The sequence below is a fragment of the Rubrivivax sp. JA1055 genome, from assembly GCF_020966565.1.
GTDB classification, from domain to species: domain Bacteria; phylum Pseudomonadota; class Gammaproteobacteria; order Burkholderiales; family Burkholderiaceae_C; genus Rubrivivax; species Rubrivivax benzoatilyticus.
Window position 1 is genome coordinate 681,898 of the sequence record NZ_JAJKFP010000006.1, and the last position, 11,752, is coordinate 693,649.

The 11,752-nt window shown below is 69.9% G+C and carries 12 protein-coding genes and 1 tRNA gene; 1 reads left to right on the forward strand and 12 read right to left on the reverse strand.

Features of this window, described 5'->3' with window-relative positions; genetic code table 11:
* The first annotated feature begins 11 nt into the window (after positions 1-11).
* A tRNA-Leu gene (locus tag LOC65_RS12535) sits at positions 12-96 on the forward strand.
* Between the two features lie 104 nt (positions 97-200).
* Here the strand turns inward: LOC65_RS12535 and LOC65_RS12540 are convergent.
* The 12 genes from LOC65_RS12540 to hisS form a co-directional block, all read right to left on the reverse strand.
* Positions 201-722 carry a phosphoribosyltransferase gene (locus tag LOC65_RS12540; RefSeq protein ID WP_009858800.1) on the reverse strand — a complete coding sequence of 174 codons (522 nt, stop codon included), beginning with the start codon at positions 720-722 and terminating at the stop codon, positions 201-203.
* 29 nt (positions 723-751) lie between these two features.
* Positions 752-2,092, reverse strand: coding sequence for an adenylosuccinate synthase (locus LOC65_RS12545; protein WP_009858799.1), 1,341 nt, complete (start codon positions 2,090-2,092; stop codon positions 752-754).
* Between the two features lie 22 nt (positions 2,093-2,114).
* On the reverse strand, positions 2,115-3,275 hold the full coding sequence (locus tag LOC65_RS12550) for an ATP phosphoribosyltransferase regulatory subunit (protein ID WP_230248291.1): 1,161 nt from the start codon (positions 3,273-3,275) through the stop codon (positions 2,115-2,117).
* Between the two features lie 91 nt (positions 3,276-3,366).
* Entirely contained in the window at positions 3,367-3,552 is a 186-nt protein-coding gene (locus tag LOC65_RS12555; RefSeq protein WP_230247716.1) for a DUF2065 domain-containing protein, read from the reverse strand.
* 16 nt (positions 3,553-3,568) lie between these two features.
* Positions 3,569-4,462 (reverse strand): protease modulator HflC, encoded by an 894-nt coding sequence (gene hflC, locus LOC65_RS12560; protein ID WP_009858796.1) that lies wholly within the window; start codon positions 4,460-4,462, stop codon positions 3,569-3,571.
* A gap of 18 nt (positions 4,463-4,480) precedes the next feature.
* Positions 4,481-5,740: an FtsH protease activity modulator HflK gene (gene hflK, locus LOC65_RS12565; protein ID WP_230247718.1), complete on the reverse strand. Its 1,260-nt coding sequence runs from the start codon at positions 5,738-5,740 to the stop codon at positions 4,481-4,483.
* Positions 5,737-6,906 (reverse strand): GTPase HflX, encoded by a 1,170-nt coding sequence (hflX, locus tag LOC65_RS12570; RefSeq protein ID WP_050801796.1) that lies wholly within the window; start codon positions 6,904-6,906, stop codon positions 5,737-5,739. Before hflX ends, hflK begins: the two co-directional genes overlap by 4 nt.
* Before the next feature lie 45 nt (positions 6,907-6,951).
* Entirely contained in the window at positions 6,952-7,194 is a 243-nt protein-coding gene (gene hfq / locus LOC65_RS12575) for an RNA chaperone Hfq (RefSeq protein WP_009858793.1), read from the reverse strand.
* Between the two features lie 75 nt (positions 7,195-7,269).
* The gene (gene der / locus LOC65_RS12580; RefSeq protein WP_009858792.1) at positions 7,270-8,613 is read right to left on the reverse strand and encodes a ribosome biogenesis GTPase Der; all 1,344 of its coding nucleotides are present in this window, start codon (positions 8,611-8,613) and stop codon (positions 7,270-7,272) included.
* Positions 8,614-8,621: 8 nt separating this feature from the next.
* Complete coding sequence (gene bamB / locus LOC65_RS12585) at positions 8,622-9,728, reverse strand: outer membrane protein assembly factor BamB (RefSeq protein ID WP_230247719.1); 1,107 nt, start codon at positions 9,726-9,728, stop codon at positions 8,622-8,624.
* The gene (locus LOC65_RS12590) at positions 9,728-10,405 is read right to left on the reverse strand and encodes a tetratricopeptide repeat protein (protein WP_009858790.1); all 678 of its coding nucleotides are present in this window, start codon (positions 10,403-10,405) and stop codon (positions 9,728-9,730) included. Before LOC65_RS12590 ends, bamB begins: the two co-directional genes overlap by 1 nt.
* A 28-nt stretch (positions 10,406-10,433) precedes the next feature.
* Positions 10,434-11,708 (reverse strand): histidine--tRNA ligase, encoded by a 1,275-nt coding sequence (gene hisS / locus LOC65_RS12595; protein ID WP_009858789.1) that lies wholly within the window; start codon positions 11,706-11,708, stop codon positions 10,434-10,436.
* Positions 11,709-11,752: the final 44 nt, after the last annotated feature.

Consider the following 11,752-nt stretch of genomic DNA (forward strand, 5'->3'; position numbering starts at 1 on the left):
CTTCCTGAGACGCCCAGATGGCGGAATTGGTAGACGCACTAGTTTCAGGTACTAGCGCTTAACGGCGTGGAGGTTCGAGTCCTCTTCTGGGCACCAAACAACGACGGGGTTTCGGAAATTATCTTCCGAAACCCCGTTGGCTTTTCCGGAGCACGGAAAATAAAAAAGGCCAGCTGCATGCTGGCCTTTTTGCTGGGCGGTCAGACCGCGAACTTGCGGGCGAGACCGTCGGGACGCAGGTTGTCGTATTCCTCGAACGGCTGGTGGATCCACGGGCTCGTCGGCAGGACCTCGCAGTAGTAGTCCGGGACGTAGCTCGAAACGCCCTTCACCCACAGCACCGCAGCGCGCAGCTCGGTGATCGACGGCATGCCGCGCAGGCGGTCGACCACCGCACGCAGCGTCACGCCGGTGTCGGCGAGGTCGTCGACCAGCAGCACGCGGCCCGCGAGTTCACCCTTGGGCATGGTGATGTACTTGGCCATGTCCAGACGACCCTGGATGGTGCCGGCGTCCGAGCGGTAGGAACTCGTCGACATGATCGCCAGCGGCTTGTCGAACACCCGCGACATGACGTCGCCGGGGCGCATGCCGCCGCGCGCCAGACACAGGATCTGGTCGAACTCCCAGCCCGAGGCATGCACCTTCAGCGCCAGGCGCTCGATCAGCAGGTGGTATTCGTCCCAGGATACGTAGAGGTGCTTGCCGTCGTCGGTGAGCATGGATTCTCCTTCTCGCGAATCGTCGTGTTTCAGGCGCGGAACGGATGCCGCAGCAGGATGGTATGGACCCGGTCGGGGCCGGTGGAAACCATGTCGATGGGCGCGCCGATCAAGGCCTGCACGCGCTCGAGATAACGCCGGGCGGGCGCCGGCAACTGTTCCCAGTTGGTCAGGCCGGCGGTCGTGTCGCTCCAGCCCGGCATGGTTTCGTAGATCGGCTGGCAACGCTCGATCTCGTCGGCGTCCAGCGGCAGCACGTCGATCACGCGGCCGTCGAGTTCATACCCGGTGCAGATCTTGATTTCCTGCAGGCCGTCGAGCACGTCGAGCTTGGTGATGCACAGGCCGGAGACGCCGTTGATGATGATCGAGCGCTTCAGCGCGGCAGCATCCAGCCAGCCGCAGCGTCGCGCGCGGCCGGTGACGGTGCCACGCTCCTGGCCGACGGTCGACAGGTGGTGGCCGATCGTGCCCGGGGTCTCGATGTCGAGCTCGGTCGGGAACGGGCCGCTGCCGACACGCGTCGTGTAGGCCTTGGTGATGCCCAGCACGTAGTGCAGCATGCCCGGGCCGAGACCCGAGCCGGCGGCGGCGTTGCCGGCGACGCAGTTGCTCGAGGTGACGTACGGATAGGTGCCGTGGTCGATGTCGAGCAGCGTGCCCTGCGCGCCTTCGAACAGCAGGTTCTCGCCGACGCCATGGGCCTGGAACAGCCGGTAGCCGACGTCGGCCATCATCGGGCGCAGCTGCTCGGCGGCACGCAGCGCGTCGTCGAGGATGGGCTGCAGCTCCAGCGGCTGGCCGCCGAGCACACCGGTCAGCTCGGCGTTGTGCAGGTCGAGCAGCGCGCGCAGCTTGGCTTCAAGGCGCGCCGGGTGCTTCAGATCCTGCACGCGCAGCGCGCGGCGGGCGACCTTGTCTTCGTAGGCCGGGCCGATGCCCTTGCCGGTGGTGCCGATCTTGCCGCTGCCGCAGCTTTCGCGCTGCGCTTCACGCGCACGGTCGATCTCGACGTGGAACGGCAGGATCAGCGGGCAGGACTCGCTGATGAACAGGCGCGAGCGCACCTCCAGGCCCAGCGCCTCCAGGCGCTCGATCTCGCCGAGCAGGTGCTTCGGGTCGACGACGACGCCGTTGCCGATGTAGCACTTGACGCCTTCGCGCATGATGCCCGAGGGGATCAGCTGCAGCGCCGTCTTGCGGCCGGCGATGACCAGCGTGTGGCCGGCGTTGTGGCCGCCCTGGAAGCGCACCACGCCCTGGGCGTGATCGGTCATCCAGTCGACGACCTTGCCCTTGCCTTCGTCGCCCCACTGGGTGCCGACGACCACGACGTTGCGTCCCGCGGTCGGGAGGATGCCTGTTTGCATGGGATGGGTTCCTTAACGGGATTCAGCAGGTGCGCAGCTGCCACTGGCCGTCCAGCAGCACGAGCTCGCGGTCGCATTCGAAAGCCTGGGTCTCGACTTCGTGACCCGGCAACGCGGCAATGACGGTCTCTCCGGATTCGCGCAGCCGGCGCACGGCGGCGCGCAGCGCGGCATCCTCGCCCCAGGGGGCGCGGATCGCGCGGCCGGCGCCGACGGCCGGCGCCAGATCGGCCAGCGCCTTCAGGTCCAGGCTGAAGCCGACAGCCGGCCGGTTGCGGCCGAAGACCGCGCCGACCTCGTCGTAACGGCCGCCACGCGCCAGCGCGTCGGCGCTGCCGGCACCGTAGACGGCGAAACGCAGGCCGCTGTAGTAGGCGTAGCCGCTCATGTCCGAGAGGTCGAAGCCGATCGACAGCCCCGGGAAGGCGGCGCGCAGGTGGCGCGCGGTCCATTCGAGCTGCTCGACCGCCGCGGTGATCAGGCTGCGCTGCGGCAGCTCGGTGCGGGCGGCGACGAGCACCTCGTCGCCGCCGTACAGGCGCAGCAGCGCGCGCAGGCCGTGGCGGGTCTCGTCGGGCAGGCCGGCGGCCAGCGCCTCGAGCGCAGAAGCGTCCTTCTCGGACAGCGCGGCGACGACGTCCTGCAAGCGCGCCGCGTCCACCGGCGCGCCGGCGAGCACGCCGCGCAGGATGCGCGCGTCGGCGAGGTCGATCGTCAGCTCGGACAGGCGCGCGGCGTGCAGGCAGTCCAGCGCCAGCTCGGCGACCTCGAGGTCGGCTTCGAGCCCGGCATGGCCGAAGATCTCGGCGCCGAACTGCAGCGGCTCGCGGGTCGCGTTGAGCCCCGAGGGCCGCGTGTGCAGCACCGGGCCGCAGTAGCACAACCGGGTCACGCCTTCGCGGTTGAGCAGGTGGGCGTCGATGCGCGCGGCCTGCGGCGTCGTGTCGGCGCGCACGCCGAGCGTGCGGCCGCTCAGCTGGTCGACCAGTTTGAAGGTCTTGAGGTCGAGTTCACGGCCGGTGCCCGACAGCAGCGACTCGAGGTGCTCGAGCAGCGGCGGCATCACGAGCTCGAAGCCGTAGCCGCGGGCGCGGTCCAGAAGGCGCCGCCTCAGCTCCTCGATGCGTCGGGCGTCGGCGGGCAGGACGTCGGCGATATGCTCGGGCAAGAGCCAAGCTGACAACATTCGAAAAGGCCTGCAGCGCTTAAAAAGGGGATTGTACGCGGCGATGCACGCCCGGCCGCCGATCGGCCGAGCGCAGCACCGGGGCAGCTCAGTGCCAGAGCGCCAGCAGCACCAGGCCGACGCTGATGCAGCCCAGGCCGAGGAAACGGATCTGGCCGTCATCGAGCCGGGTCATCTGCTCGAACATGCGGCGCCAGGTCGCCGGGCTGGCGAAGGGCAGCAGCCCCTCGAAGATCAGCACCAGCGCCAGGGCGCCGATCAGCAGGTCGGACACGTCCGTGCCGGCCCGCTCACCTGCCCTTGGCCGCCGGCGTGCCCGGCCCGCCGTTGCGCATCGCGCGGAAGAACTCCGAGTTCGGGTCCAGCACCATCACGTCGCTCTTGGAACGGAAGGCGGCGCGGTAGGCCTCGAGGCTGCGGTAGAACTGGGCGAACTGCGGGTCGCGGCCGAAGGCCTCGGCGTACAGCGCCGACGCCTTGGCATCACCCTCGCCCTTGATCTTCTGCGCGTCGCGGTAGGCCTCGGCAAGGATGATCTCGCGCTGGCGGTCGGCGTCGGCGCGGATCTTCTCGCCCTCGGCCGCGCCCTGCGAGCGCAGTTCGTTGGCAACCTGCTTGCGCTCGGACTCCATGCGGCGATAGACCGAGTCGGTGATGTCGGCGACGAAGTCCACGCGCTTGATGCGCACGTCGACGATCTCGATGCCGAAGCCCTGGGCCTCGTCGGTCAGCCGGCTCTTGACGTCGGCCATCACGCGGTCACGCTCGGTGGCGAGCACGCCGCGCACGGTGCGCTTGGTGATCTCCTCGTTGAACGCGGCCTGCACCACCGGCGCCAGGCGGGACTCGAGGTTGCGGATGTCGGTGCCGTTGTTGCGGATGAACTGGCGCGGCTCGGTGATGCGCCACTTGACCAGCCAGTCGATGACCAGGCTCTTCTTCTCGGCGGTGAAGATCGGCCGCGTCTCCGGGCTGTCCAGCGTCTGGATGCGCTTGTCCAGGAACACCACGTTCTGGAACGGCGGCGGCATCTTGAACTTCAGGCCCGGCTCGGTGACGACTTCCTTGATCTCGCCGAGCGCGTAGACCACCGCCACCTGGCGCTGGTCGACGACGAACAGGGTCGAGGCGGCGATCATCAGCGCGACGAGCGCGCCGGCAACGAAAACTCCAATGCGGTTCATGTCTCGCGTGCTCCTGGGTCAGCGGCCTTCGCGGTCGCGAGCGCGCGCGTTGTCGCGGGAACGGATGTCGGCGCTGCCGGACAGCGTGTCCGGCGTCGACGACGAAGGCGTCGGCACGGCCACCGGGGCCTGCGGGGCCGCCGTGGTCGGGCCGCTCTGCTGGATCAGCTTGTCCAGCGGCAGGTACAGCAGGTTGGAGCCGCTGCGCGAATCGACCATCACCTTGGAGACGTTCGAGTAGATCTGCTGCATCGCGTCGACGTACATGCGGTCGCGCGTGACGGCGGGCGCCTTCTGGTACTCGGCCAGCACCGAGCGGAAGCGCTGCGCATCACCCTCGGCCTGCGCGATGACGCGGGCCCGGTAGCCTTCGGCCTCCTCGAGCAGGCGCGAGGCGTTGCCGCGAGCCTTCGGGATCACGTCGCTGGCGTAGGCCTGGCCTTCGTTCTTGAAGCGGTCGCGGTCGGCGCCGGCCTTGACGGCGTCGTTGAACGCGGCCTGCACCGCGTCGGGCACGAGCACGTTCTGGACGTTGACATTGGCGATCAGGATGCCGGCGCGCAGGCGCTCGAGCTGCGACTGGATGGACTTGACCAGGTCGGCGGCGAGCGCGTCGCGCTGCTCGTAGAGCACCGAGTCGACCCGGCTGCGGCCGACGATCTCGCGCACCGCGGACTCGGAGGCCTGGACCACCGCCTCGTCGGGGCTGCGGTTCTCGAACAGGTACTGGCGCGCATCGCTCAGCCGGTACTGCACGGTGAAGCGGATGTCGATGATGTTCTCGTCCTGCGTCAGCATCGACGAGTCGCGCAGGCCGGTGGCCTGGACCACCGTGCTGCGGCCGACCTCGACCGAGCGCAGCTGCGTCACCGACACCGTTTCGTGGGCCTGCACCGGATACGGGAAGCGCCACTGGAAGCCGGCGTCTGCCGTGTGGCTGTACTTGCCGAAGGTCGTGACGACCGCCTGCTGGCCTTCCTGGACGATGAAGAAGCCGCTGCCCAGCCAGACCAGCACGACGACCGCGCCGATCAGGCCGACGCCGATGCCGGCGCTCTTCATGTCGGGCTGGAACGACGGGCCGCCGGAGCCGCCGCCGCCGTCGTTGCGGTTGCCGCCGCCACCGCCGCCCTTGCCGCCGAACAGGCCGCTGAGCTTGCGGTTGAAGTCGCGCCAGAGCTCGTCCAGGTCGGGCGGACCGTCATTGCGGTTGTTGAAGACCCAGCCTGCCAGCGCGGCGCGCAGCCGCGAGACCTTGAAGGGGGGTGTGTGCTTCATTCGGTGGTGATCAGTTGCGCGTCTTGCGCGGAATGCGCGGCATCGGCGATGAGCTGGCGCAGGCTGTCGAGACCCTGTCCGTCGCGGGCGCTGACGAACACGCGGGCACGGCGCACGCCGGGATGGACCTCGACCTCGTCACGGGGACAGCGCGGCAGGCGCGAGTCCTCGAGCAGATCGCATTTGTTGAAGACCAGGATCTGCGGCACGCCGCTGGCCCCGATCTCCTCAAGCACACGCTCGACCTCGGCCTGCTGCTCCAGCAGCGCCGGGCTCGCGGCGTCGACGACGTGCAGCAGCAGGTCGGCGTCGGCGGCCTCGCGCAGCGTCGCCTCGAAGGCCTCGACCAGCTTGTGCGGCAGGTCGCGGATGAAGCCGACGGTGTCCGACAGCGACACCGACATGCCGGCCTCGCCCAGCCACAGCGAGCGAGTCGTCGTGTCCAGCGTCGCGAACAGCTGGTCGGCGGCGTAGGTCTTGGCCTTGACCAGGGCGTTGAACAGCGTCGACTTGCCGGCGTTGGTGTAGCCGACGAGCGAGACGCGGAACGTGCCGCGGCGCTCGCGCGCCCGGCGCTGCGTGCCGCGCTGCTGCTTGACCTTCTCCAGCCGGGCCTTCACCGACTTGATGCGCTCGCCGATCATGCGCCGGTCGAGTTCGATCTGCGCCTCGCCCGGGCCGCCGCGCGTGCCGATGCCGCCGCGCTGACGCTCCAGGTGCGACCAGCGCCGCACCAGCCGCGTGGCGACGTACTGCAGCCGCGCGAGTTCGACCTGCAGCTTGCCCTCGTGGCTCTGGGCGCGGGCGGCGAAGATGTCGAGGATCAGCGAGGTGCGGTCGGCGACCGGAACGCCGAGGTGACGCTCCAGGTTGCGCTGCTGCGCCGGCGACAGCGCCTGGTCGAAGATGACGCCGTGGGCCTGCGTCGCCGCGACCATCGCCCGGATCTCGTCGGCCTTGCCCGAGCCGACGAACAGCGCGGCGTCCGGCGCCTTGCGGCGCGCGGTCACGCGCGCGACGGCGACGTCACCGGCCGACTCGGCCAGCAACGCCAGTTCGTCGAGCGTGGGATCAAAGTGGGGGTCACCACCGATGTCGACGCCGACGAGCACGGCGCGCGTCGGGCCGCCCTCCGGTGACAGCGTCTGCGGTGATGCGGAACTCAAGGCTCTGGGGGTGGCGGGTCTCGGTACGGCAGGGCCCGAACGGGATCAGGCTTGCTCGGGAGCCTCGTTCGGGTGGAAGTTGACCGCGCGGCTGGGCACGACGGTCGAGATCGCGTGCTTGTAGACCATCTGGGTGACGGTGTTGCGAAGCAGAACGACGTACTGGTCGAAGGATTCGATGTGGCCCTGGAGCTTGATGCCGTTGACCAGGTAGATCGAGACCGGCACGTGCTCCTTGCGCAGCAGGTTCAGGAAGGGGTCCTGCAAAAGTTGGCCTTTGTTGCTCACGATATGCTCCGTGTTGAATGTCGAGTGCCCCACGTTATCACACGGGGGAGAACCCGACGCTAAATGCGGATTGCCTCAGGGGCTGCGGTCGTCGAAGGGATTCTTCGACGATCGGAATTCGATCCGCATCGGCGTGCCGACGAGCTTGAAGTGCTCGCGGAAACGGCCTTCGAGATAACGCTTGTAGGCGTCGGTGATGTGGTCGAGCGAGTTGCCGTGGATCACGACCAGCGGCGGGTTCATGCCGCCCTGGTGGGCGTAGCGCATCTTGGGCCGGAAGGCACCATCGCGCCGCGGCGCCTGGTGCTGCACGGCGTCGATCAGCAGCCGCGTCAGCACCGGCGTCGGCATCTTCACCGTCGCCGAGGCGTGGGCGTGCAGGATCGCCTTCCACAGCGCCGTCAGGCCGGTGCGCTTCTTCGCCGAGATCTGCAGCAGCGGCGCGAACTTCAGGAACGCCAGCCGGCTCTCGATCGAGCGCTGCAACTGCTGGCGCTGGTACTCGTCGGTGGCATCCCACTTGTTGAGCGCCAGCACGACGGCCCGGCCGGACTCCAGCACGTAGCCCGCGATGTGCGCGTCCTGCTCGCTGACGCCGACGGTCGCGTCGACCATCAGCACGACGACGTTGGCATCGGCGATGGCCTGCAGCGTCTTGACGACCGAGAACTTCTCGATCGCCTCGAAAACCTTGCCCTTGCGGCGCAGGCCGGCGGTGTCGATCAGCTCGAAACGGCGGCCCTCGCGCTCCAGCGAAACCTTGATCGCGTCGCGCGTCGTGCCCGGCTGGTCGAACGCCACCAGGCGCTCCTCGCCGAGCCAGGCGTTGATCAGCGTGGACTTGCCGACGTTGGGCCGGCCGGCGACGGCCAGGCGGATCGGCGCGTCGGCGTCGGGCTCGGCGCCCTCCTCGTCCTCGTCGCCGAAGTCGAAGTCCTCGAGCGCCGCCTCGAGCAGGCTACGCACGCCCTGGCCGTGCGAGGCCGACAGCGGATGCGGCTCGCCGATGCCGAGCTCGTGGAACTCGGCCAGCAGCGGCGACTCGGCCATGCCCTCGGCCTTGTTGACGGCGAGGATGACCTTCTTCTGCTGCGTGCGCAGGAAACGCGCGATGTCGTGGTCCTGGGCCGAGACACCGGCACGCAGGTCGGCGACGAAGACGACGACGTCGGCCTCGGCGACCGCCTGCCTGGTCTGCTTGGCCATCTCGGCGACGACGCCGGAGGGCTTCTCGGGCTCGAAGCCGCCGGTGTCGACGACGATGAACTCGCGCCCGCCCAGGCGGGCGTCGCCGTAGTGGCGGTCACGCGTCAGGCCGGCGAAGTCGGCGACGATGGCGTCGCGGCTCTTCGTGATCCGGTTGAACAGCGTCGACTTGCCGACGTTCGGGCGCCCGACGAGCGCGATGACGGGTTTCACTCGCGACCTCAGTTCGGACGGAAGGCGTACAGGCCGCCCTTGCGGGTGACGACGAGCATCGTGCTGCCGGACAGCACCGGCGTGCCGACGACGGGCGAGCCGTCGGTCGGCAGGCGCAGCTGGGTCTCGCCGGTGGCCGTGGACAGGAAGTGCAGGTAGCCCTCGTAGTCGCCGAAGACGACGGTCGTGCCGGCGACCACCGGCGCGCTCAGGCCGCGGTTGAGCAGGCGCTCGTGGGTCCACAGCACCTCGCCGGTGTCGGTGCGCCAGGCACTGATGCGGTCGGTGCCGTCGGCGCCGAAGATCGCCGTCTCGTTGCCGCCGATCGGCTGCAGGCCGCCGACGTTGCGCGACCACAGCAGCGTGCCCTTGGACGCGTCGACGCAGGCCACGGCCGACTGGAAGGCGCGGGCGCAGAAACGCTCGCCCAGGCGCAGCGGCGGGCCGAGCAGGTCGGCCAGGCGCTCGACCTCGTTGGTGCCGCGCGGCGAGGCCATCGCGGCCTCCCACTGGATGGTGCCGCGCAGCGAGTCGACGCCGGTCAGGCGCGGGCCCTGGCCCACCAGCAGCGTGTCGCGGAAAGCCGCCACGATGCCGGGCTGCGCCAGCGTCAGCGCGTCGCCGGGACGCTGCAGGCGCCACAGCAGGCGGCCGTCGAGCGCGTCGAAGGCGTGCACGGCACGGTCCACGCCCATCACGAACACACGTTCGCCGGCGACCAGCGGCGCGGTGACGACACGCGCGGGCAGGCGCTTGCGCCAGACCTCGCGGCCGCCGTCGACGACGACGAGTTCGTTGGCGACCGTCACGACGGCGTCGAAGCGCCCGTCGCTGCCCAGACCGGCCGCGATCTTGCCGTCGACCCGGGTGCGCGAGACCTCGCGGCCGCTGTCGGCGTCGAGCACCAGGATCGTGCCGTCGGTCCCGGCGACGCGGAACTTGCCGTCGCGCACGACGACGGCGAGCGGGAACTCGACGCTGCCCAGGCGCGCGCTCCACACCTGCCGGCCGGCGATCGTCGGCTTGACGGTCTCCAGCGGCATCGGCTTGGGCTTGGACGAGGTGCAACCGGCCAGCACCGCAGCCAGGCCGAGCACGAGAACGGCGCGGCGCATCACGACGCGGCTCCCGAGGCGGCGGGTGCCGCCGGTGCGGGTGCGGCGCCCAGCGCGGTGAGCTTGGCCTCGATCAGGCGCTTGTAGTCGACCGAGTCGTCCATCGCCTTGTAGGCTGCCTCGTAGGCGGCGCGCGCCTCGGCTTCACGGCCGGCGGCAGCGAGCACGTCGCCGCGGCGGTCGGCCACCAGGGCCTCGAACCCGGCCGCCTTGGCGGCGTCGAGTTCGGCCAGGGCCTGGTCGAACTGCTTGGCGGCGGCCAGCACGGCGGCCAGGCGCAGCCGGGCGACCGTCCGGTACTCGTCCTCGGCGGCGTTGGCGGCCACCCAGGTCAGCGAGGCCTTCGCGGCGTCGACCTGCCCCTTCTCGAACTGCACCTTGGCGGCGGCCAGGCCACCCTGCTCGGCGTAGGCGGTGCCGGGGTAGCGGTCCTTCAGATCACCGAAGATGCGCGCGGTCTTGTCGGCGTCGCCGGCGGCGGCGGCACGGTCGAGCTCGTCGTACATCGCGCTGGCCTTCAAGGCCTGGTCGCGCTGCCAGTAGTTCCAGCCGTTCCAGCCGGCGTAGGCGGCGAGCGCGGCGATCAGCAACCAGGTGACCAGGTTGCCGTACCGCTTCCAGAACGCCTTGAGGGCGTCGAGCTGCTCCTGCTCCTGCAGGTCGAGTTGTGTGGCCATGTCGATGAAGCGGACGAAAAACGATCGATTATGCGGGGAGCAGTTCGCTCGCCCAGATGGCGGGGTCGGCGATCGGGCGCGCGGTCTGCGCCGCGGCGGCGTCGCGCAGCGGCTTGACGGCGACTTCGCCGCGCGCCAGCTCGTCGCCGCCGAAGATCAGCGCGTGGCGGGCGCCGCTGGCGTCGGCCTTCTTGAACTGCGACTTCATGCTGCCGCCGCCGACGTGCAGCTGCACCGCGACACCGGCCGCACGCAGCGCCTCGACGACACGCATCGCCTGCGGCAGCGCGGCGCCGTCGGGCACGATGGCGTAGGCGTCGGGCACCGGCGCCGGCGGCGCGACACCCAGCTGCTGCACGAGGTCGAGCACACGCTCGATGCCCATGCCCCAGCCGATGCCGGGCGCCGGCTTGCCGCCGACCAGCTCGACCAGGCCGTCATAGCGTCCGCCGCCGCAGATCGTGCCCTGGGCGCCAAGCTTGTCGGTCACCCATTCGAAGACGGTCAGGTTGTAGTAGTCCATGCCGCGCACCAGGCGCGGGTTGACGCGGTAGGGCTGGCCGGCGGCGTCGAGCATGGCCTTCAGCGCGTCGAAGTGCTTCAGCGAGGCTTCGCCGAGGTAGTCGATGAGCTGCGGCGCGGCCTCGACCATCGCCTGCATCGCCGGGTTCTTGGTGTCCAGGATGCGCAGCGGGTTGCTGTGCAGGCGGCGGCGCGCATCCTCGTCGAGCAGCTCGGCGTGGCGCTCGAAGTGGGCGATCAGCGCCGCGCGGTGCGCCTTGCGCTCCTCGGGCTGGCCCAGGCTGTTGATGTCCAGGCGCACCTCGCCCAGGCCCAGGTCCTTCCACAGCGCGCGGCACATCAGGATGACCTCGGCGTCGACGTCCGGGCCGCCGAAGCCCAGCGCCTCCACGCCGACCTGGTGGAACTGGCGGTAGCGGCCGCGCTGCGGGCGCTCGTGGCGGAACATCGGGCCGATGTAGAACAGCCGCTTGCCGCCGTCGTACAGCGCCGAGTGCTCGACGACCGCGCGCACGACGCCGGCCGTGCCCTCGGGGCGCAGCGACAGCGGGTCGCCGTTCATGCTGTCGACGAAAGAGTACATCTCCTTCTCGACGATGTCGGTCACCTCGCCCAGCCCGCGCACGAACAGCGGCGTGTGCTCGACGATCGGCGTGCGCACGTTCTGGTAGGCGTAGCGGCGCATCAGCGCACGCACGGTGTCTTCGAACCACTCCCAGCGCGCCGACTCGGGCGGCAGGATGTCGTTCATGCCTTTGACGGCAACGATCTTCTCGGCCATGGGGAACAGGTTGGTGCGGCGGGCCGGCGGCCCGCCCGGAACGA